The sequence below is a fragment of the Devosia sp. BK genome (assembly GCF_032907385.1).
Classification (GTDB): Bacteria; Pseudomonadota; Alphaproteobacteria; order Rhizobiales; family Devosiaceae; genus Devosia.
In genome coordinates this window covers 2,119,606-2,140,934 of sequence record NZ_JAIMBX010000001.1, presented here as the reverse complement: position 1 = coordinate 2,140,934, position 21,329 = coordinate 2,119,606, and the positions used below count along the sequence as shown (strand labels likewise).

The window sequence follows — 21,329 nt, the reverse complement described above, 5'->3', positions numbered from 1 at the left end:
TACGCTATAGAGGCAAAACCGGAGTTTCAAAAGAGACTTTCCTGCGAGCCGTCATCGGATGAAGTTCGTCCCGGCTTGCGTTTCTGCGGTGCGGCGCCAGCAACATTTGCGCCCACTTCCCCATCGGCAAAAGTCAGCTTCAAAACATCGCCGGGCTTGACCTGCGCGGCTGCGCTAACGACTTCGCCAGCCTCGTCCTGCACCAGCGCATAGCCGCGGGCGAGAACGCTGCGATAGGAGAGGGTATCGAGCAGTTTTGTCAGTTGGGAAAGCTGTTGGCGTCGGTCAAGCGTAAGACGTGCCGGAATGAGACCGAGGCGTTGCGCTAACGGCTGAAGTTGCGCTTGGGATTGCCGGAGTTCAGCGCGGAGCGGCTGCGGGGTGAGGCGCGGGCTGACGCGGGCAAAGAGCGCGCGCTTGCGTTCGAGCGCTTGGCCAACGCTGCCGGGGAGACGCGTGGCGCGGGGATCGAAGGTCAGCCTGGCGCGCTCGATGGTTTTATTGAGGCCCGCGAGCGCACGATGATCGATATGGTCGAGACGCTTGGCGAGATCCTCGTAACGCTGGCGCACGAGACGCGGCTGCATGGCGCCGGCAGCCTTCGAAAAGGCAAGTCGGCGCGCCTGAACGAAATGGCGAAGGCCGCTCGACAGTTGGGCTGAGGCCATATCGAGGCTCTGGCGCTGGGTGGCGACCAGATCGGTCGCACGGGGAAGCGCGGCACCCGCGGCGCGGAGCCGGTCTTTGAGACTCATCAAGCTGCGTCGCGCGGCCTGTCGCTGGCGGCTGCCCTGGTCCTCGACATAGGCGATGAGTTCGGCGCGAACGGGCACGGCTGCTTCGGCAGCCGCTGTCGGGGTCGGCGCGCGCATGTCGGACGCATAGTCGATCAGTGTCGTATCGGTCTCGTGGCCGACTGCGGAAATGACCGGGATTTCGGAAGCGGCGACGGTGCGAACCACGGCCTCTTCGTTAAAGCCCCAGAGATCCTCGATCGACCCGCCGCCGCGCGCAACGATCAGGATATCGGGGCGCGGAATACTGCCGCCGGGCAGGAGGGCATTGAACCCCTCGATGGCGTTGACGACTTCGGGTGCGCAGGTATCGCCCTGCACGCGCACCGGCCAGACGAGAACATGGCTCGGGAATCGATCATCGAGGCGGTGGAGAATATCCCGGATAACGGCCCCGGTTGGCGACGTAATGACCCCGATGACGCGGGGCAGATAGGGTAGCGCCCGCTTGCGCTCCCGATCGAACAGCCCCTCCGCCAGAAGCTTCTTCCGGCGTTCTTCGAGGAGCGCCATCAGGGCGCCGGCGCCCGCCGGTTCGATCTGCTCGATGACGATCTGATATTTGGACGAGCGCGGGAAGGTCGTCAGTCGGCCTGTCGCGATAACCTCGAGCCCTTCTTCTGGCTTGAAGGCAAGGCGTCCATAACTGCCCTTCCAGATCACCGCATCGATCGCTGCGGCATCATCCTTAAGGGTGAAATAGGCATGACCCGACGAATGCTGGCCGCGAAACCCTGAGATTTCGCCGCGCACGCGCACATGGCCAAATTCATCTTCGACCGTCCGCTTCACCGCCTGGGCGACTTCGGAAACCGTGAACTCGGCAGCATTTGTCAGAGCTTGAGGCATGGGTTCTTGGTGGTCGAAAGCAGACGGGAGGTCAAGGGGCGACCATTACTCAACGCCGGACCTTTCGGTCCTACTCAGCGGCCTCCGCTTCAGTGGGGCGTTCGAGGTTGCCCATGGATTGGACGATGTGTGTGGCGAGCGCGTCGTAGATGCCGCCATAGGCGTGGCTGCCGCGCATGAGAGCCATTTGGGCATCCGGGAGCGGCGGCAGGCCGCGATTGTCGGAGACGACGCGCATGCCGGGCTGGAGGGCACTTTCCGGCAGGAAGCCGATGGCGAGATCGGACAGCACAGCCGAGGAAATCGCCGTGGCGTTGGAGGACGTGTAGGCGATGCGATAATCGGTATTGCTGCGCTCAAGCGCGTCCATGGCGTCCTTGCGCCAGATGCAATATTGCGGGCCGCAGGCGATGGCGATGGGTTCGCTGGCGAGCGCGCGGCCGCCGTGGCTTGCAACCCAGAACATCTTTTCGGTGCGGAACAATTCGCCGAAATTCTGCTCGGTGCCTTGCGTGAAGACGATGAGATCATAGCGCCCGGCGCGCATGCCTTCGAGAAGGTGCTCCGAAGCCATGCAAGAAACGTCGACCACGATCTTGGGATGGGTGCGCTGGAAGCTCGAGAGGATCACCGGCAAAAGGCGTACGGCGTAATCGTCCGGCACGCCGAAGCGGATCGAACCGGCTAAGTCACCGTCGTTGAAGTGATCGAGGATTTCAGCGTTCGTGCGCAGCATTTTCCGCGCGCGCTCGTAAAGCACTTCGCCATGATGAGTGAGCGCAACGGTGCGGCCATCGCGTGTCAGCAGCGAGTGGCCCAGCCGCTCTTCGAGCCTCTTGATCTGCATCGAAACAGCGGACTGCGTCTTGTTTACGCGGCGCGCCGCTTCGGTGAAGCTGCCGCAATCGGCAATGGCACAAAAACTTTGCAACTGGTCGAGATCGAGCGGCGCAGCCATCGCCACCTCCATCACTCAATTTGATTGAATGGATGAAATCTATTTGTTGGACGAATGGAAGTCCAGAGCGCTAATTCAACAGCGTCGCCAATGACGGCGATTGCCGACCTCCCCCCGGCTCAGTTTTTTGGAGATTTGAAATGGCTCTCTCGCTTCCCGGCGAGCGGTCAGTTACGGCCGCCATGCCGAATACGTCTTTGCGAACCGTCTTTGCATGGTTCGCCAAGGCCAATGCTGATCGTACCCGCCGGACTGCGCTGCAAAGCCTGCTCGAATTGGACGCCGATCGTCTCGACGATCTGGGTCTCTCCCATGCAGATATCCATGAAGCCATGACGGCGCGCGGTGGCCGCGCCGCGACCATGGTTCTCAATACGGCGCGGGCTCGACGGTCCCTGCGCTAAGTTCTTCGCTCTGCCCCTCTGTGGAGCGCAAGCCTTGGAACGAACATGTTTATGCTCGTTCCATCTCCCGGGCCAGTTTTGCCGCTGGTCCCGTTTCCTGAAGACTTGCCGGGCTTGTGCTTGCACTCGCCCGGCTTTTTTTCGCCGCGAGTGTCGTCTAGAGGCTCCTCGTGCCAAGCCTTGGCAGCGTCTCTGGAGTTCTTCATGAAGCTTGCTTTCGCGGCCCTTTCTGTCTGCCTTCTCTCCGTTACGGCTGCCGAAGCGAAAACGCTCTGCACGGTTGTGGCCGATGCCAGGACGGGCGAGTTGCTTGAGGAAAACGGCGATTGCCGGACGCGCGTCACACCGGCGTCGACCTTCAAAATACCTTTGGCCGTCATGGGCTATGATGCGGGTTTTCTGAGCGATACCACGACGCCGGCAATTCCGTTCAAAGAAGGCTATGCCGACTGGGGCGGACCCGAATGGCAACAGACGACTGACCCGACGCGCTGGATGAAATATTCCGTCGTCTGGTATTCGCAGCGGATCACCGAGGCGCTTGGCGTCGCGACGCTCGAAAATTATGCGGCGCAATTCGGCTATGGCAATGCCGATTTTGCGGGCGATCCAGGCAAAAACAATGCGCTCGAACGCGCCTGGATTTCGTCCTCGCTCAAGATCTCGCCTGTGGAACAGGTCGCTTTCCTGCGCAACCTCGTCAACCGCGCGCTGCCGGTCAGCACTGATGCAATGGATATGACCGCGGCCGTGCTCGAAAGCTGGTCTACACCAAACGGCTGGACGGTGACCGGGAAAACCGGCTCGGCCTTTCCGCGGCTTGCCGACGGGACGTTCGATCGTGCCAAGGGCTGGGGCTGGTTCGTTGGATGGGCGGAAAAGGACGGTAGGACCCTTGTTTTCGCGCGGCTTAATCAGGACGAGCAGCGTCACGCCGTCGGCGGCGGTGTGCGGGCTCGCGACGCGTTGCTTGAAAGCTGGGATATGATGGTCGACGCTCTTCCGGCAGAGGCACTGTAGCGTGGTCTATATAAACTGCCGTCGGCCCTGGCAGGCTGGAGAGACGCTTGTACTCCTCGGCCCTGGTGGAGTCGGAAAATCGACGCTCGGCCGCGAGCTTTCGCGTCGTTTGGGTTGGGCGCTGATCGACCTCGACGAACTCTTCTGCTCGGTCATCGGTAATATCGGCGAGGTTATCGCCCAAAAGGGCTATGATCACTATCGCGCGGAAAATCTGGCCCTGGGCGAGCGGTGTTTTGCCGATCTCAAATCGCCCGCCATTTTCGTCAGCTCGTCAGGCTTTCTGGCCGCGCCGCCGGATTCGAGTGATTTCACGCGCGCCGCCGCTCTCGTTGAGAAGGGGTATGGCGTGACGCTGCTGCCTTCGCTCGATATTGACCGCGCCACCGATATCGTCGTAGCGCGGCAATTGACGCGGGGTTTCGGGTTTGTCCAAAGCAGCGAAGAGCGCAAATTCCGCCAGCGGTTTCCGATTTATCAAACGATCGGGGACGCTTTGGTGGTGTCGACCGCGGACGCGCCGGCAATCGCAGACGATTTGATTACCACCCTCGCGATCGCCTAGCGGCTACAAAAACCGCACGCCGATTTCGGTTTCCGTGTGCCATATGGTTTCGCAGGCATAGCTGCGGCCATCATGCATGGTCAGCCCAAAATGCTGGGGAATCCCGATGATGCTGGCAACGACAAGTTTTGCGCCGCTGTCGGAGTGATTGCGCACCGTGCAATCGAAGGTGGAGTGGCCGTCATTGGTGACGATGCGTCCACCCTTGAGGGTACGGTTGCGATGTACCTTGCGCCGCTCTTCGGTCATGGCGTTTGCCGGGATCAGGGCAGGGCGGCAAAGCCTTCCGAGAAGCCTTCGAGCGAAACGGGGATGCCGACGCCCTCTTCAGGGGTCTTGAACACGACGAAAATCGCGCTCGTCCCCTTCGAGAGCACATCGATCAGGTCATCATCGAGCTCGACTTCGGCGACGCAGCCATTGGGCAGGCAACGCACGAAGGCGACGCGGCCCATATCCTTGCCATCGACATTGAGCCCGAGCCCATTGGGCAAGAGCACGCCAAGCGGGGCGAGAACGCGCAGCAGCCGGGCTTCACGATCGGCCGTGCGCAGCACGATGACCGAGAGGCCGACATTGGGCTGGTCCTCGGCCATGACATTCTGGATGATCGCGCACTGTTCTGCGCTCGCGCCCGGAGGGGTGTCGCAGCTCATCTGCCAATCGCCATATTCGCCGCGCACCGTGCCTTGCGCCATGGCAGGGGCCGCGCTCAAAGCAGCGCTCAGCGCGAGGGCAAGGCCCATCAGGTGCTTCGAAAAATGCATCACTTTGCTGGTCTCCTGCCGATTCGCGGATATGCGGCACGCCCGGCCTGTTTCCGTTACAGCGTTCCGGCTGTCAACCAAGCCCGCTTTTGCGGCATTCTGGCAGCGGAACTGCGGCGCCCTTGAGGCAAAGACGGCTCGATTTGTCCAGTTTTAAACCGCAATAAGTGAGCTTGGCCGCAATAGACTCGGGCCAATCAATGTGATTTAGGTCGAAATTGAGTTTTGCGCTCCGAGGTTGAGTCGGGGCGGCGTGAGCTATGCCGCTTTTTGCCCTCTTCTTCCCGGTGTGCGTGCACCAGAATTGGTATTTAGGGGGTTTGTGGTGACCGGTCAGTTCGTTAGGAAGTTGGGTGCAGCAGCGACTGCCGCCCTGGCGCTGGTGCCGTCTTCCCTTTTTGCGCAGGAAATCGGCAAGGGTCATCCCGAGCCAGGTCAGTTCCATCTGCAGCAATCGGTCACGCCGATCATGGATTCCATCGTGGCTTTCCATGATGGCCCGCTGATGTGGACCATCACGATCATCGTGCTGTTCGTCCTGGCGCTCCTGATCGCTGTTGCCGTGCGCTTCAATGCCAAGGCCAATCCAGTTCCAGCGCGCTTTACCCACAACACGCTGATCGAAGTGATCTGGACCGTGGTGCCGATCATCGTCCTGATCGTTATCGCCATCCCGTCTTTCGGCGTTCTTTCCGATCAGATGACGACGCCCGATGGCGAGCGGAAGTATCTGGGCGCCAATATTTTCACCTTCGGCGAAGTCGAGGTTCCTGCTGCAAGCCTGACGATCAAGGCGACGGGTCAGCAGTGGTACTGGGATTACGAGTATGTCGATTACTCGAACTTCGTCCCCGATGCGCCCGCCGATCAGCCGCTCGGTTTCACCCAGAATATCATGCAGGAAGAAGACGTTCCGGGCGTGAATGGCGGGGCGCCGACCCCGGGCCGCAAGAGTGCGAAGCCGAACCAGCCGCGTCTTCTGGCCGTCGACAACGAGTTGATCGTGCCGGTCAACACTACCGTCAGCATGCAGATCACAGCCGACGCTGCCGGCGTCATCCACGCGTTCGCCGTGCCGTCTTTCGGCATCAAGGTCGACGCTGTTCCTGGCCGTTTGAACGAGACCTGGTTCAATGCCCGCGAGACCGGCCTTTACTATGGCCAGTGTTCGGAACTGTGCGGCAAGGACCATGCCTTCATGCCGATCGCCGTTCGCGTCGTGACCGCAGACGAATTCCAAACCTTCATTTCGGCATATGCAGAAGGTCGTGACTATGCCGCCGCCGCTGCCCTGCTGCCGGCAATTCAGTAATCTGGGTCAGGGGAGACCATAATGTCAGAAACACACCTCGAGGCCCATGCCACCGGGCATGACTACGCATCGCAGCACGACCATCACACCCCGACCGGCTGGCGCCGTTGGGTCCTTTCGACCAACCACAAGGACATCGGGATCATGTATCTCGTGTTCTCGATCGTGGCTGGTGTGATCGGCGGCATCCTTTCCGGCTTCATGCGCATGGAGCTGCAGGAGCCCGGCATCCAGATTTTCCATGGCCTTGCGTCCATGGTCTATGGCGTTCAGGGCGACTCCGCCGTCGACGCCGGCAAGCAGATGTATAACGTCTTCACGACGGCCCACGCCCTCATCATGGTGTTCTTCACCGTCATGCCGGCAACCATGGGCGGCTTTGCCAACTACTTTGCCCCGCTGATGATCGGTGCGCCCGATACGGCCTTCCCGCGCATCAACAATATCGCGTTCTGGCTTTTGCCGGTGGCCTTCATCCTTCTGCTGATGAGCCTGTTCTTTGAAGGCGCTGGTGGCGTCGGTGGTTTTGGTGGCGGCTGGACCGTCTACCCGCCGCTCTCGACCGCTGGTCACCCTGGCCCGGCGCTCGATTTCGCCATTCTGTCGTTGCACGTGGCAGGTGTGAGCTCCATCCTTGGCGCCATCAACCTGATCACCACCATTCTCAATATGCGCGCCCCTGGCATGACCATCCACAAGATGCCGCTCTTTGCCTGGGCCGTTCTGACCACCGGCTTCCTGCTCTTGCTGGCGCTTCCGGTTCTTGCCGGCGCAATCACCATGCTGCTGACCGACCGCAATTTCGGCACGACCTTCTTCTCGCCCGAAGGCGGCGGTGATCCGGTATTGTTCCAGCATCTGTTCTGGTTCTTCGGTCACCCTGAAGTTTACATCATGATCCTGCCGGGCTTCGGCATCATCAGCCACATCGTGGCAACCTTCAGCCGCAAGCCGGTCTTCGGTTACATGGCCATGGCCTATGCCATGGTCGCCATCGGCTTCGTCGGGTTCGTCGTGTGGGCGCACCACATGTATACGACCGGTCTTAGCCTCAACGTGCAGCGCTACTTCGTTGCCGCCACCATGGTCATCGCCGTGCCGACGGGCGTGAAGATCTTCTCCTGGATCGCCACCATGTGGGGCGGCTCTATTACCTTCCGCATTCCCATGCTCTGGGCTATCGGCTTCATCTTCCTGTTCACCGTTGGTGGTGTGACGGGCGTGGTGCTGGCCAATGCGGGTGCCGACCGTGCCCTTCACGATACCTATTACGTCGTGGCGCATTTCCACTACGTGCTCTCGCTCGGCGCCGTGTTCTCGATCTTTGCTGGTTGGTACTACTGGTACCCAAAGATGTTCGGTCACATGTATTCCGAGTTCTTGGGCAAGCTGCACTTCTGGGTCATGTTCGTTGGCGTGAACCTGATCTTCTTCCCGCAGCACTTCCTCGGCCTTGCCGGCATGCCGCGCCGTTACATCGACTATCCGGATGCCTTCGCACTCTGGAACCGCGTGTCCTCGATCGGCTACTACATCACCTTCGTTGCCATGATCATTTTCTTCTACGCGACCTGGGAAGCCGTTCGTAAGAAGCGCCCGGCCGGTGACAATCCATGGGGTGAAGGCGCGACGACGCTGGAATGGACGCTGAGCTCGCCTCCGCCGTTCCACCAGTTCTCGACGCTGCCCAAGATTGAATCGACCAACGCGCACTAAGTCGTGGTTTGAGAAATCCGTGGATCGCGCCCAAGGGTGCGGTTCACACCAAAAGTTTGGAAGAGTTCAGTGACCTATATCGACGATAGCAAGGGAATGCCCGCTTTGGCGGGTGAGGCACGGGTCGAGGATTACCTCGCCCTGCTCAAACCTCGTGTCATGTCGCTGGTTGTCTTCACCGCACTCGTCGGCATGCTGGTCGCGCCGGGCGGCATCAACCCGATCATCGGGCTCATTGCCATCATCTGCATCGCTATCGGTGGCGGCGCGTCGGGCGCGCTCAATATGTGGTACGATGCCGATATCGACGCCATCATGAGCCGGACGCAGAACCGACCGATCCCGGCAGGGCGGATTTCCGAAGGCGAAGCGCTGAGCTTTGGCCTCGTTCTCTCGGCCTTCTCGGTGTCGCTTCTCGGCCTTGCGACCAATTGGGTGGCTGGCGGGCTCCTTGCCTTCACCATCTTCTTTTATGCCGTTATCTATACGATGTGGCTCAAGCGCTCGACGCCCCAGAACATCGTTATCGGTGGCGCGGCCGGTGCCTTTCCAGCCATGATTGGCTGGGCTGCGGTCAGCGGCACCATCACCTGGGAAAGCCTCTCGCTGTTCCTCATCGTCTTCCTTTGGACCCCGCCGCATTTCTGGGCCCTGGCGCTCTATAAGCAGAGCGACTATGCCGCGGCCGGCGTACCGATGATGCCGAACGTTGCTGGCGAGGCATCCACCAAACGTCAGATTTTCGTCTATTCGGTAATCCTTGCCGTGTCGTCTTTCGTGCCGATTTATCTGGGCGTGGGAAGCTGGATATACGGTGTCGTTGCGGCGGCAACCGGCGCTGCCTTCATCTATCTTGCGGTCCGCATTCTTCGCGCGCCAAACAGCGTCGACATGAAGAAGGCTGCACGCCGACTTTTCACCTATTCGCTGAGCTACCTTTTCGTGCTGTTCCTTGCGCTGCTCGTCGATACTTTCGTTTCGCGCCTCGGAGGGTTCTGGCTGTGAGCACTGAGACCCCCGTGAGCCAACCAAGCGCTGCCGATCTGCAGGCCGCCGAAGCGCTGAAGCGCGTCCGCCGCCGCCGGTCTCTTGCCCTCGCCGGAGCCCTCGCGCTGTTCGCGATCACCTTTTATGTGCTGACCATCGTCAAGATGGGCCCGGCGCTGTTCGACAGGGCACTCTGATGACTTCTGTCGCACCCGAACATCGTGACAATCTCAGCAATCGCAAGAACCGCCGCATCGGCGTGAGCCTTGCGGTGCTGGTTGCAGGCATGGTGGGCCTCGCCTTCGCCTCCGTGCCGCTCTATCAACTGTTCTGCCAGGTCACTGGCTTTGGCGGCACGACGCAGGTGGCTGATGCCAATCCGAAGGGCGTCATCGCGCGCGAAATGCGCGTGCGCTTCGACGTCAACGTCGAAAATACGCTGCCCTGGACCGTCAAACCGGCCGCCTCGATCACCGACAAGATCGGCGCTGTCGACACGGTCAATTACGTGGCGACCAATAATTCCGACAAGCCGATAACCGGCCAGGCGATTTTCAACGTCGTGCCCGAACAGGCCGGCATCTACTTCAACAAGATCGAGTGCTTCTGCTTTACCGAGCAGACGCTACAGCCAGGCGAGACGGTCGATATGCCGATCGTCTTCTTCGTCGATCCCGATATCGCGGATAACCGCGAACTCAACACGATTAAAGAGATTACGCTCTCTTATACATTCTACGCTTCAGACAGTGAGGGAAGCTGAACATGGCCGCCATTGAGAAGAACCATGACTACCATATGGTAGAGCCGTCGCCCTGGCCCTTTGCGATGTCGGCCGCGGTACTGGTCATGATGATCGGTGCCGTGTTCTGGATGCACCAGTGGACCCCGTGGCTGTTTTTCATCGGCCTCGCCGGTGTTCTCTACGTTTTCTACGCTTGGTGGGCCGATGTGGTGAAGGAAGCCAATAACGGCGTCGACCACACCCCGGTCGTGCAGATGCACCACCGCTATGGCATGATCCTCTTCATCGCTTCCGAAGTCATGTTCTTCGTCGCGTGGTTCTGGGCCTATTTCGACGGCTTCTTCCGCCTCGACGACGTCGAGCAATATGCCCGCGTCGCGGCCACTGGTGGCCACTGGCCCCCGACCGGCATCGAGCTGTTCGACCCCTTCCACCTGCCGTTGTTCAACACGCTGATCCTCCTGACCTCGGGCACGACCGTCACCTGGGCGCACCATGCGCTCCTCGAAAACGATCGCAAGGGACTTCGCTGGGGCCTCGCGATCACCGTTGCGCTCGGCGTGCTGTTCTCGTTCGTTCAATATCTCGAATATACCCATGCCGGTTTCTCGTTCGCCGGCAGCATGTATGGCGCGACCTTCTTCATGGCGACCGGCTTCCACGGTTTCCACGTTCTGATCGGCACCATCTTCCTCGCGGTCTGCTTGATCCGCGCCGAACGTGGTGATTTCACTCCCGAGCGTCACCTCGGCTTCGAATTTGCCGCCTGGTATTGGCACTTCGTCGACGTGGTGTGGCTGTTCCTCTTTGCCTCGATCTATGTTTGGGGCAGCTGGGGTGTGGCGCTCAGCCACTGATAGGGCAGGTAGCCCGGAATTTGGGGGCGCGGCCAAGGCTGCGCCCCTTTTTGCATCAAGAAGCAGTTTATGGCGCAGCCCAATCCCATCCTGACTGGCCTTCTTTGCCGCTGTCCTCGCTGCGGCGAGGGACGGCTCTTCGCTGGTTATCTCAAGCTGGTGCCGCAATGCGAAAAGTGCGGCCTTGATCTCGCCTTTGCCGATAGCGGTGATGGCCCCGCCGTGTTCGTCATCTTTCTCGTTGCTCCTCTGGTGCTCGTTATGGCGCTGATCCTCGGTGCTGTCGCCACCGTGCCACCCTGGATGCATCTCGTGATCTGGATTCCGGTAACCGTGCTTTTGAGCCTCGCGCTGCTGCCGCCGTTCAAAGGCGTGCTCGTCAATCTGCAGTTTCGCCACGATGCGCACGAGGGACATCAATGACCACGCGTCGCCTCGGGCTCAAGGAATGGGTTTTTGCCGCCCTCATGCTGGTGCTGGCGGCCGTCTGCGCTTTTCTCGGCAACTGGCAGATGCAGCGACTGGCCGAAAAGGAAGCGCTTATCGCCGCGGTCGATGCGCGGCTGACTGCAGCGCCTGTTCCTGTGCCCGGCCCGGAATCGTGGTCGACGCTTGATCCGCAATCTATCGTTTATCAGCCGGTGACGCTCACCGGCGCCTATCGCTATACCCAGACGTCGACCGTGTTCACGAGTCTCGCCAGCGCGAAGGGCCAGTATTCAGGCCCCGGCTACTGGGTGATGACGCCGTTCGAGTTGCAAGGCGGCGGCACGGTTTTCGTCAATCGTGGCTTCGTGCCGCAGCAATATCAGGAAGCGGCGGCGCTCGGTGATCTTCATGGCGAAGACCCTGGCATCGTCACTATCACAGGCGTGGTCCGTACGCCCGAGCAGGCTGATTTCATGACGCCTGAGGCAGATACATCCAATCGGATCGAGTGGGTGCGCGATCCCTTGCGGTTGGCCCAACTTGCCGATCCAGCGCTTGCGCCGGTCGCGCCCTTCTATATCGATCTGCCGGCCGGCGCCCCAGGCGATCTGCCTCAGGCGGGCGAGACCGTCGTTACCTTCCCCAACAACCATTTCGGTTATGCTCTGACCTGGTATGGCTTTGCCATTGTCGCTGTGGTCATGCTCGGCTTTTGGCTGTTTCGCCAAAGCCGCCAGCCGTCAAAACCGGCGTGATCGGCAAAACCTTGCGGCGAAGCGTCGCTTTCACTAGGTTGCAACAATTCTAAAAGGGCTTTCCCTTCCGATGCAGTTTGTTTCGACGCGTGGCCAGGCGCCTGCGCTTGGTTTCTCAGATGCGGTCCTTGCGGGCCTGGCTTCCGATGGCGGTCTCTATGTGCCAGCCAGCTGGCCTCAGTTTTCCGCAGATGAAATCGCGGCCTTTGCAGGGAAACCCTATGCTGATGTCGCCTATGCCATCATCTCGCGCTTTACCGGCGACGAAATTCCGGCCGCGACGCTGAAGTCGATCATCGATGGCGCCTATGCGAGTTTCCGTCATCCGTCGGTGACGCCGCTGGTCGAACTCGAGCCTAATCATTTCGTGCTTGAGCTTTTTCATGGTCCCACCTTGGCCTTCAAGGATGTGGCGATGCAGTTTTTGAGCCGCATCATGGACCATATCCTGTCGTCCCGTGGCCTCCGCGCCACCATCGTCGGCGCGACATCGGGTGATACGGGCTCTGCGGCCATCGAGGCGTTCCGCGGCCGTGACACCACCGATATCTTCATTTTGCACCCCGAGGGTCGCACCTCGGAAGTGCAGCGCCGGCAGATGACGACGGTGCTCGATGCCAATGTGCACAATATCGCGCTCAACGGTACGTTCGACGATTGCCAGGATGCCGTGAAGGCGATGTTCAATCATCACGCCTTCCGCGATCGCGTGCGCCTCTCAGGCGTCAATTCCATCAACTGGGGCCGCATCGTCGCGCAGATCGTCTATTATTTTGCGGCTGGCGTATCGCTGGGCGCGCCCTATCGTCCGGTCAGTTTTACAGTGCCGACCGGGAATTTCGGCGATATCTTTGCCGGCTATTGCGCCAAGCGCATGGGCCTGCCGATCGAAAAGCTGGTTATCGCCACCAATTCCAACGATATCCTGCGCCGCACTATCGATACCGGCCGCTATGAGATGCAGGGCGTTGCGCCCACCATCAGCCCATCGATGGATATCCAGATCTCATCCAATTTCGAACGGCTTTTGTTCGAATCGGCCGGGCGCGACGCCAGTGCCGTCGGCCGGATGATGGCCGCGCTCAAGCAATCGCGTGGGTTCGATCTGCCGGAAAGCGCCATATCCGCCATCCGCTCCGAATTTGCGGCGGGTACGGCCAATGAATCGGCGACGAGCGAGACGATTGCCCAGACCTGGGCGAAGTCGTCTTACCTTCTCGATCCACACACTGCTGTCGGGGTCAGCGTGGCGCGCAGCCTTTCGGGCTCTGCAACGCCCATGATCACGCTCGCAACGGCTCATCCGGCCAAGTTCCCGGCGGCCGTAAACGCCGCCTCAGGCATCGAACCGCCCCTGCCGGCATGGCTTGCCGATCTTTATGAGCGGCCCGAACGGGTTGAACTGCTGGCCAATGACCAGCGTATTTTGGAAGACTTTATCGGGGCGCGCACCCGCGCGGCCTGAAGCATAATCGGACCATGTTGGGAGAGCCCAAAGGCCCCCGCACGGTTCAGGAGGAAGAGTGTGACGGTACAAACGACGACTCTCGAAAACGGCATGGTGGTGCTGACCGATGACATGCCGCATCTCGAGAGTGCCTCGCTCGGCGTCTGGGTAAAGGCCGGTGCTCGCTCGGAGCGTAAGGCTGAGCACGGCATTTCGCACCTTCTCGAACACATGGCCTTCAAAGGCACCAAGAGCCGCACCGCGCTTGAAATTGCCGAGACCATCGAAAATGTCGGCGGCGACCTCAATGCCGCGACTTCGATCGAGCATACCGGCTATTTTGCGCGCGTGCTCAAGGAAGACGTCGTTCTCGCGGCTGATATCCTCTCGGATATTTTGCAGAATTCGACCTTCGACGAAAACGAAATGACCCGCGAGCAGCAGGTTATCGTTCAGGAAATTGGCGCGGCGCGCGACAACCCCGATGACCACGTCTTCGATCTGTTTCAGCAGGCGGCCTATCCCACCCAGCCCATCGGCCGCACCATTTTGGGTACCGTCGATTCGGTGCGGGATTTTTCCCCCGAAATGGTCCGCAAATATATGCGCCGCAATTATGTGGGCGACCACATGGTCATGGCCGCTGCGGGCAATGTGGATCATGAGGAGCTCGTCGAAGTCGCCAAGCAGCGCTTTGCCGATCTGACGCCGAATGGCGCCCCGGCACCGCAGCGCGCCGAATATCAAGGCGGCGAAGAGCGGCTGATTTCGGACCACGAACAGGCCCATATCGTTCTAGGCTTTGAGGGGCGCGCCTACAATTCCGATGGCTTTTATGCCGCGCAGGTGCTTGCCTCCGTGCTCGGCGGCGGCATGAGCTCTCGCCTTTTCCAGGAGGTGCGCGAAAAGCGCGGCCTCTGCTATTCGGTCTATTCCTTCCACTGGGCCTTTGCCGATAGCGGCGTTTTTGGCGTTGCTGCGGCGACGGGCGAAGACGAAGTTTCCGAACTGGTCCCCGTCGTGCTCGATGAACTCAAGCGCGCGGCCGAAACCATTTCGGAAGAGGAAGTGGTGCGCGTGCGCAACCAGATCCGCGCCGGTCTCCTCATGTCGCTCGAAAGCCCTTCGGCCCGCGCCGGTCAGCTGGCACGCCAGCAGATCCTCTGGGGCCGTCCTATCCAGATGGCAGAGACGGTCGAGCGCATCAACCGCATTACCGCGCAGCGTGTGCGCGAGGTGGCCGAACAGATTTTCACCAGCTCGACGCCGACACTTGCCGGTATTGGGCCGATCAGCCGGCTGGCCGATGTCGAAAGCATCGGCGAGACGCTCAAGCGCTAAATCATGCTCTGGCCCTGGTCGTCGCCGGAGCAATTGATCACGCTACGCGGGCGCAGCATCGCTTTGCGCCTGCCGCAGATGCGCGACTATACGGCTTGGTATAATCTGCGCCGCTCCAGCCAGGATTTCCTCAAACCCTTCGAGCCGCGTTGGACCGAGGCCGATCTTGGCCGTCGCGTGTTCTCCATGCGGGTGCGCCGGGCGCGGCAGGAAGCCGAGCAGGGAACCGACTACACGTTTTTTATTTTTCTCGATGACGGCAGCAATACCTTGGTTGGCGGGATAACCCTCTCCAATGTCCGGCGTCGTGCGGCGCAATTCGTCAATCTGGGCTACTGGATGGGCCAGTCTTATGCCGGCAAGGGGCTGATGAGCGAAGCCGTCGAGGTGTCGCTCGCCTTCACCTTCGAAACGCTCGACCTCCATCGCGTCCACGCTGCTTTCCTACCGCACAATATTGCATCGCGGCGGGTGCTCGAAAAAAATGGCTTTGTCGAGGAAGGCTTTGCCGAACGTTACCTGCAGATCAATGGCCGCTGGGAAGACCATGTGCTGATGGGGCTGACGCGCGAGCGCTGGGACAGTTTCCGCTTCGCAAGTCCACATCATCGTGTTGCCTGACCGGTGGGACGTCCATCACGTTCCACATCGCACTGCGCCACCCCGCTTGCCGCAAGGGTCAATCTCTCGTACCAAAGGTGCGCCCCCTTTGGAGGTTACCAAAGCCAAAGGCTTGTCCCCCGCGTTATCCGCGGCCGACTGCCGCCACAATGAAGCCTTGTGTGGGAATTAGCTGCTCTTGATGCGTCCGTTTCTTGTTCTCGCAATCATCCTTGCGTTCGCTTTCTCGCAGCCGGCCCGGGCTTTCGAAGTCATTTCGGTCCCCGAAGACGTCAATGCCGTCAACCTGTCCGATATCGTCGAAATCGTGCCGGGCACGAATGGGCGTCTGCAGCTTTCGACCGCGCCTGATGCCGACGGCATCATCCGGCGCATCGAGGTTCTGGCAAGCGAGCAGGGCACCAATCCGTCGTTCGCGCTTTTTGCGCTCCGTAATGATTCCGACCAGCAGATCGAGCGCCTTCTCGTCGCGCCATTCTACCGGCTACCGGCGTCAGGCGTTTTCCAGCCCGATCTGGGCAATGCCCGCATTTCGGCGGTGACCCCAAGCGCTGGCATTCGGCCGGTGCAATTGGCCGACCCCGAGGCTGACGTTTATGAGGTCACGCTCGATCCCGGCGCGACTGTGACGCTGATTGCCGAACTGACGTCAGGCGAATTGCCGGAGCTTTACCTCTGGCAACCCAACGCCTATCGCGACTACGTCAATTCCTTCACGCTGTTCCGCGGCGTGGTGCTAGGCGTTGCATCGCTCGCGGCCGTGTTCCTGACCATCATGTTCGTGGTCAAGGGCAGGGGCGTATTCCCGGCCACGGCCGCTTTCGCCTGGGCGGTGCTCGCCTATCTCCTCATCGACTTCGCCATCCTTGGCCGCCTTTTCGGCATATCGGCCGGCGGGCTCCAACCACTCAGGGCCGCGGCGGAGGCGGGCATAGCGACGACGCTTGCCGGCTTCCTCTTCATCTATCTCAATCTCCACCGGTGGCATCTGCGCTTCATCCATCTGGCGCTCGGGCTCTCGGCGCTTTTTCTCGCGCTCTTCGGCTTTGCCTTTTTCCAACCCGCAATTGCCGCCACCATCGCGCGTCTCGTTCTGGCGCTCCTCGGCCTTTCCGGCTTCTTCCTGATCCTGTTGCTGGCGCTCCGCGGCTATGATCGCGCCGTGCTGCTCGTCCCGACCTGGATCATCTTCATTGCTTGGCTGTTCTATTCCTGGCTCGTCATTTCAGGTCAGGTCACCAATGACGTTGCCCAGCCGGCCGTGGGCGGCGGTCTCGTGCTCGTCGTCATGCTTTTAGGCTTCACGGCCGTTCAACACGCCTTTGCCGAAGGGCAGGTGACCATCGGCACCCTGAGCGAGGTCGAGCGTCGCGCTTTGGCGCTGACCGGTTCGGGTGATTTCGTTTTCGATTGGAATATCGATCGCGACCGGGTCACCGTCAGCGACGAACTGACAACCCGTCTCGGCGAAAAGCGCGGGGCGCTGCGCGGCGCCATCAAGCGCTGGCTCGATCGTGTCCATCCCGATGACCGCGACCGCTTCCGCACGGCCTTCGATACGCTCGTCGAATTGCGCCGAGGCAAGGTCTCTTCGGACCTGCGCGTGGCGGGCCATGATGGCAATTACCGCACCTTCCGGATGCGGGTAAAACCGGTGCTGGGCGGCGATGGTCAGGTCAACCGCATCGTCGGCACCCTGCAGGATGTCACCGAAGATCGCGCCGCCCGTGAACGCCTGCTGCATGATGCCGTGCACGACAGCCTCACTGGCCTGCCCAATCGCCAGCTCCTGCTTGATCGGCTTGAGCGTTCGCTGGCCCGCGCGCGCACGCCGGGCGGCATCAAGCCGGCAGTCTTCCTCATCGATATCGACCGGTTCATGGAGCTCGAAGAGCGCATCGGCCATTCGGCGGCCGATTCGGTACTGCTCGCCATTTCCCGCCGCATTTCCCGCGTCATGCGGCCGCTCGATACGGTCGCGCGCATTTCGGGGGATCAGTTCGCAGTGATCCTCGCCTCCGAGCAGACGGCCGGGAAGATCGCCGAAAGCGCTGAGCAAATCCGCAAGGCGCTGAAGGCCCCGTTCAATTTCGGCGACCGTGACCTCACTATCACGGCTTCGATCGGCGTCACGATCTACGACGGCAATCCCGCAGAAGCCCCCGACGTGCTGCGCGATGCCGAACTGGCCATGTATTACGCCAAGCGCCTCGGCGGGGATCGCATCGAGGCCTATCGTGCCTCGGCCCGCTCCATCGCCAATTACAACCGCGCCAGCGAAGAAGATCTCGAACGCGGCATGCGCCAGGGCGAACTCTCGGTGCAATATCAGCCGGTCATGAACATCGCGTCGGGCCAGATCGTTGGGGCCGAAGCGCTGATGCGCTGGAACCATCCGACGCGTGGCGTGGTCAACCCGGACGAATTCGTGCCGCTTGCCGAACGTTCCGGCCAGATCGAAAAGCTCGGGCGCCTGGCCTTCGAACAGGCGGCCACACAAGCCCGCGAATGGTCGGCGACGATTGGGCTTGGCGAAGAATTTTTCATCTCGGTCAATCTCTCGCCGACGCAATTGGCGACCGAAACGCTGCTCAACGACATGCGCAATCTCGTGGCGCAGGACAAGACGCTGGCAACCCATCTCAAGCTCGAGATCACCGAAGGTCAGGTGATGAGCAATCCCGAGCACTCCGCCTATATGCTTGAGGCGCTCCGGAGCTTGGGCCTAGGGTTGGCGCTCGACGATTTCGGCACGGGCCACTCGTCGCTCAGCTACCTCCACCGCTTCCCGTTCGACACGATCAAAATCCCGGCCGCCTTCGTAAAGATGGGCACCGAGACCGGCAATCCGCACACGCAGGCGCCAATCATTCGCGCCATTGTCGGGCTTGCCGAAGATCTGGATCTGATGGTGATTGCCGAGGGAGTCGAAACGCTCGACGAAATCGAGCGCCTGCGGCAGATGAACTGCCGTTTTGCGCAAGGCTTTGCGTTCGGGGCCGCCATGACCGGGCAGGAATTGGCAAAGAAGCTGATGGCGCAGGCGGGGCGGTAATCCTCGCCGCTAACGACAGTTTGGCTTAGGCGTGGCCTGCGTCGCTGCTCAGCGTTGCCCGCGTGATGTGCAGGCTTTCCAGCGCCTTCTCGTAGCGTTTCTCCACCGGAGTATTGAACACCAGCTCCGGCGTGAATGGCACGGTCAGCCAGCCGTTTTCGGCGATCTCCCGTTCGAGTTGTCCGGGGCTCCAGCCGCAGCAGCCAAGCGCAAAAAATGAGGCTTTCGGTGCCGGGCCGAACGCCATGGCGCGAAGCACATCCAGGGTGGCGGTAAGGCCGATATCTTCGGTGACCTTATAGGTATTGCCGCTGTGATAGTCGGACGAATGCAGCACGAAGCCACGCCCCTTCTCGACCGGCCCACCGCGCATGACCGTGCGGTCACGGATCGTGTCCGGCAGACGAATGACGGCATCGGGATCGCCTAGATCGAGCTCGTCGAGAATGTCGGCAAACCGCAGATTGGCCAATTTCTGATTGACCACCAGACCCATGGCGCCCTCTTCGCCATGACCGACGAGCAGGATAACGCTTTCGGCGAAGCGCTCGTCTTCCATGCCCGGCATGGCGACCAGGAATTGTCCTTCAAGATAAGTCATTAGCCAAGTCTATGCGCTAGGCGGGGTGAAGCCAAGTCTCGTGCCTCTTCACGAAGGCCTGAAGGCGCGTCAGCTATTCCTTCACCATCTCCTGCGTTAATGCCGAGCCATGCGATCAATTGCTCTTGCCGCCGCCTTTTTGCCCGCTCTCGTTGCACCGGTTTTTGCCGGCGAAACGCCGTGGCAGGAAGTGACGCCCGGGGTCAAATTGCGGCTCGTCAGCACTGGCGTCGTCAAGCCCGATGGCAAGACCTTGTTCGGCCTCGAAATCGATATGCCGGAAAATACCAAGACCTATTGGCGTGTGCCGGGCGAAACGGGTTTTCCGACCGAGCTCGATTTTTCCGCGTCTCGCGGTGTCAGCGCGGGCAAGATTCTCTGGCCGCACCCGATCGTCGATCTCAGCTCTGGCTATCTCGACTTTGCCTATTTCGGGCCAACCCTGCTGCCCATTGAACTGACCGTGGCCGACAAGACAGCCGAAGTGGATATCTCGGCGCTGCTTGGCATCTGCTCCGATATCTGCATTCCGGCACAAGCGAGCTTCACGCTCCCTGCAGCGGACGCATCGCCTGATCGGCCCAATAGCCTTCGCATCAAGCAGGCAGTGGCTGAAGCGCCTATTCCCTGGGTGGACGGCCCGGCACCAATCGGCAAAGTGGAATTTATCAAAGACGAACAGACCCTGGCAGTGTCTCTCGCAACCGACGATATCGACCCCGGCTCGATCATCGTTGCGACCGATAGTGGCGAGCCGCTGTTCGGCATGCCGCAAAAAAGCCCGCAAGCGAACCTAGTGCTGCTTCCCATCCTGGCGAAAACCGAGAATATTGACCTGACCGGCCAAGACGTTCAGTTGTCATTCATGACCGGTATGGGAGCATTCGAGCTTCGCCGGACAGTCGGGGCAGAGCCGGCGAACGAGTAGTCCCGGAGACGAGCGGCCAAGCCGCCAGCGGGATGGTTTTGGAGTAAGGCGATCTTCTCGCCTGGGGCATGGGGCAAATCCTCGCATGATTGAACGTGGCAATGCGATTCCGGCTGTTGGGATCAAGCTCGTAACGGCTTCCGGCACGCACGACACCACCAGTGACGTGGTCCTTGGCTCGGGGACCGTCGTCTTCTTCGCGGTGCCGGGTGCGTTTACGCCCACCTGCCACGTCAACCATTTGCCGGGCTTCCTCGCCAATACAGAAAAATTCCGGGCGCACGGCGTCGAGCGCATCGTCTGTGCCTCCGTCAACGACGCTCACGTGATGAAGGCCTGGGCCGAAGCCAGCGATGCCCTGGGCAAGGTAGAGTTCATTGCCGATGGCAATGCCGATCTCGCTAAGGCGCTTGGCCTCGCCAAGGATTTCTCCGCCAATGGCATGGGCACGCGCTATGCGCGCTCGGCCATGATCGTGCGGGATGGCAAGGTGCTCGACATTTTTGTGGAGGACGCGCCCGGCGTCAACGCCAGCGGTGCGCCGGCCATCTTGATGGCGCTAGAAGCAGCCAATGCGTAATTTGAGGCAGGAAGTGACCATGACCAAGCCGACCGTTCTGCGACTTGTCGCTCTTGCCGGCCTCTCAGCGGCTCTCGCCGGGTGCTCGATGGGCAGCATGTTCGGCGGCGGGCCATCGACCAGCGCCAATCTTCAGAATGCGACTGCGTCACCTCAGGCTGTGGCTCAGGCACAGACCAATGCGCTGCCAGCGATTGCCACCGAATGTCCGCCGATCAAGGTGCGTGTCGGCGGCGAGGCGATGTTCTATTATGGCGGCGGGCGTACAGGCGATGCCAAAGCGCTGCAATATCAAGGCGTGATCGACGAAGTGACGCGCAATTGCGTCGTCTCCAACGGCGTCATCACCGTCAATATGGGCGCTTCCGGCCGCGTTTTGCTCGGGCCTGCCGGCAGCCAGAGGTCGGTCAACGCCCCAATCCGTTTCGCAGTCGAGCGCGATGGCCAGGCAATCTTCTCGGAAAAATACACCATCCCCGTCGCGTTGACGCCGCCAGCCCAGTCGGCCGAATTCGTCAAGGTCGTCGAAAACGTCGCTATCCCCTATCTCGGCGGGGAGAGCATCACGATCTGGGTCGGGTTCGACACGCGGGGCTGA

General features: G+C 60.7%; 23 protein-coding genes. 18 read left to right on the top strand and 5 right to left on the bottom strand.

Annotated elements, in window-relative coordinates; translation table 11 throughout:
• Positions 1-26: 26 nt before the first annotated feature.
• Both xseA and DevBK_RS10420 read right to left on the bottom strand, forming a co-directional pair.
• The gene (gene xseA, locus DevBK_RS10425) at positions 27-1,643 is read right to left on the bottom strand and encodes an exodeoxyribonuclease VII large subunit (RefSeq protein ID WP_317185373.1); all 1,617 of its coding nucleotides are present in this window, start codon (positions 1,641-1,643) and stop codon (positions 27-29) included.
• Positions 1,644-1,713: 70 nt separating this feature from the next.
• Complete coding sequence (locus tag DevBK_RS10420; RefSeq protein ID WP_162236071.1) at positions 1,714-2,601, bottom strand: LysR family transcriptional regulator; 888 nt, start codon at positions 2,599-2,601, stop codon at positions 1,714-1,716.
• A 140-nt stretch (positions 2,602-2,741) separates the two neighbouring features.
• On the opposite strand from DevBK_RS10420, the gene DevBK_RS10415 reads away from it, so the two are divergent.
• The 3 genes from DevBK_RS10415 (at position 2,742) to DevBK_RS10405 (ending at position 4,590) form a co-directional block, all read left to right on the top strand.
• A complete protein-coding gene (locus DevBK_RS10415; RefSeq protein WP_317185372.1) occupies positions 2,742-3,005 on the top strand; it encodes a DUF1127 domain-containing protein in 264 nt (87 codons plus the stop codon).
• 204 nt (positions 3,006-3,209) lie between these two features.
• Complete coding sequence (gene blaOXA, locus DevBK_RS10410; protein WP_317185371.1) at positions 3,210-4,025, top strand: class D beta-lactamase; 816 nt, start codon at positions 3,210-3,212, stop codon at positions 4,023-4,025.
• A 1-nt stretch (position 4,026) separates the two neighbouring features.
• A complete protein-coding gene (locus tag DevBK_RS10405; protein WP_317185370.1) occupies positions 4,027-4,590 on the top strand; it encodes a shikimate kinase in 564 nt (187 codons plus the stop codon).
• Between the two features lie 3 nt (positions 4,591-4,593).
• Here DevBK_RS10405 and DevBK_RS10400 read toward each other — a convergent pair whose 3' ends face one another.
• Both DevBK_RS10400 and DevBK_RS10395 read right to left on the bottom strand, forming a co-directional pair.
• Positions 4,594-4,839 (bottom strand): PilZ domain-containing protein, encoded by a 246-nt coding sequence (locus DevBK_RS10400; RefSeq protein ID WP_317185369.1) that lies wholly within the window; start codon positions 4,837-4,839, stop codon positions 4,594-4,596.
• A gap of 14 nt (positions 4,840-4,853) precedes the next feature.
• Positions 4,854-5,357, bottom strand: a complete 504-nt coding sequence (locus tag DevBK_RS10395; RefSeq protein WP_317185608.1) for an invasion associated locus B family protein — start codon at positions 5,355-5,357, stop codon at positions 4,854-4,856.
• A 325-nt stretch (positions 5,358-5,682) separates the two neighbouring features.
• Between DevBK_RS10395 and coxB the strand changes: the two genes are divergently transcribed.
• The 12 genes from coxB to DevBK_RS10335 all read left to right on the top strand — a co-directional run bounded on the left by coxB (position 5,683) and on the right by DevBK_RS10335 (position 18,622).
• Complete coding sequence (gene coxB / locus DevBK_RS10390) at positions 5,683-6,669, top strand: cytochrome c oxidase subunit II (protein ID WP_410494051.1); 987 nt, start codon at positions 5,683-5,685, stop codon at positions 6,667-6,669.
• A 21-nt stretch (positions 6,670-6,690) separates the two neighbouring features.
• Complete coding sequence (ctaD, locus tag DevBK_RS10385; protein WP_317185368.1) at positions 6,691-8,385, top strand: cytochrome c oxidase subunit I; 1,695 nt, start codon at positions 6,691-6,693, stop codon at positions 8,383-8,385.
• A 69-nt stretch (positions 8,386-8,454) separates the two neighbouring features.
• Entirely contained in the window at positions 8,455-9,390 is a 936-nt protein-coding gene (locus DevBK_RS10380) for a heme o synthase (RefSeq protein WP_410494050.1), read from the top strand.
• A 14-nt stretch (positions 9,391-9,404) separates the two neighbouring features.
• Positions 9,405-9,569 carry a hypothetical protein gene (locus DevBK_RS10375; protein ID WP_156464004.1) on the top strand — a complete coding sequence of 55 codons (165 nt, stop codon included), beginning with the start codon at positions 9,405-9,407 and terminating at the stop codon, positions 9,567-9,569.
• On the top strand, positions 9,569-10,135 hold the full coding sequence (locus DevBK_RS10370; protein WP_317185367.1) for a cytochrome c oxidase assembly protein: 567 nt from the start codon (positions 9,569-9,571) through the stop codon (positions 10,133-10,135). The genes DevBK_RS10375 and DevBK_RS10370 overlap by 1 nt, the downstream gene beginning before the upstream one ends.
• Before the next feature lie 2 nt (positions 10,136-10,137).
• On the top strand, positions 10,138-10,974 hold the full coding sequence (locus DevBK_RS10365) for a cytochrome c oxidase subunit 3 (protein WP_061907808.1): 837 nt from the start codon (positions 10,138-10,140) through the stop codon (positions 10,972-10,974).
• A 69-nt stretch (positions 10,975-11,043) separates the two neighbouring features.
• The gene (locus tag DevBK_RS10360) at positions 11,044-11,397 is read left to right on the top strand and encodes a DUF983 domain-containing protein (RefSeq protein ID WP_317185366.1); all 354 of its coding nucleotides are present in this window, start codon (positions 11,044-11,046) and stop codon (positions 11,395-11,397) included.
• On the top strand, positions 11,394-12,158 hold the full coding sequence (locus tag DevBK_RS10355; RefSeq protein WP_317185365.1) for an SURF1 family protein: 765 nt from the start codon (positions 11,394-11,396) through the stop codon (positions 12,156-12,158). Before DevBK_RS10360 ends, DevBK_RS10355 begins: the two co-directional genes overlap by 4 nt.
• Before the next feature lie 70 nt (positions 12,159-12,228).
• A complete protein-coding gene (gene thrC / locus DevBK_RS10350; protein WP_317185364.1) occupies positions 12,229-13,623 on the top strand; it encodes a threonine synthase in 1,395 nt (464 codons plus the stop codon).
• Between the two features lie 60 nt (positions 13,624-13,683).
• A complete protein-coding gene (locus DevBK_RS10345) occupies positions 13,684-14,946 on the top strand; it encodes a M16 family metallopeptidase (RefSeq protein WP_062630110.1) in 1,263 nt (420 codons plus the stop codon).
• A 3-nt stretch (positions 14,947-14,949) separates the two neighbouring features.
• The gene (locus DevBK_RS10340; RefSeq protein WP_061907813.1) at positions 14,950-15,567 is read left to right on the top strand and encodes a GNAT family N-acetyltransferase; all 618 of its coding nucleotides are present in this window, start codon (positions 14,950-14,952) and stop codon (positions 15,565-15,567) included.
• Positions 15,568-15,748: 181 nt separating this feature from the next.
• Entirely contained in the window at positions 15,749-18,622 is a 2,874-nt protein-coding gene (locus DevBK_RS10335) for an EAL domain-containing protein (protein WP_062630108.1), read from the top strand.
• 25 nt (positions 18,623-18,647) lie between these two features.
• Here the strand turns inward: DevBK_RS10335 and DevBK_RS10330 are convergent, their stop codons facing one another.
• Positions 18,648-19,223: a YqgE/AlgH family protein gene (locus tag DevBK_RS10330; RefSeq protein WP_317185363.1), complete on the bottom strand. Its 576-nt coding sequence runs from the start codon at positions 19,221-19,223 to the stop codon at positions 18,648-18,650.
• A gap of 109 nt (positions 19,224-19,332) precedes the next feature.
• On the opposite strand from DevBK_RS10330, the gene DevBK_RS10325 reads away from it, so the two are divergent.
• From DevBK_RS10325 to DevBK_RS10315, 3 genes are all read left to right on the top strand, one after another.
• Positions 19,333-20,151 (top strand): protein-disulfide reductase DsbD domain-containing protein, encoded by an 819-nt coding sequence (locus DevBK_RS10325; RefSeq protein ID WP_317185362.1) that lies wholly within the window; start codon positions 19,333-19,335, stop codon positions 20,149-20,151.
• Positions 20,152-20,236: 85 nt separating this feature from the next.
• Positions 20,237-20,731 carry a peroxiredoxin gene (locus DevBK_RS10320; protein WP_061907816.1) on the top strand — a complete coding sequence of 165 codons (495 nt, stop codon included), beginning with the start codon at positions 20,237-20,239 and terminating at the stop codon, positions 20,729-20,731.
• Positions 20,732-20,750: 19 nt separating this feature from the next.
• The gene (locus tag DevBK_RS10315; RefSeq protein WP_317185361.1) at positions 20,751-21,329 is read left to right on the top strand and encodes a hypothetical protein; all 579 of its coding nucleotides are present in this window, start codon (positions 20,751-20,753) and stop codon (positions 21,327-21,329) included.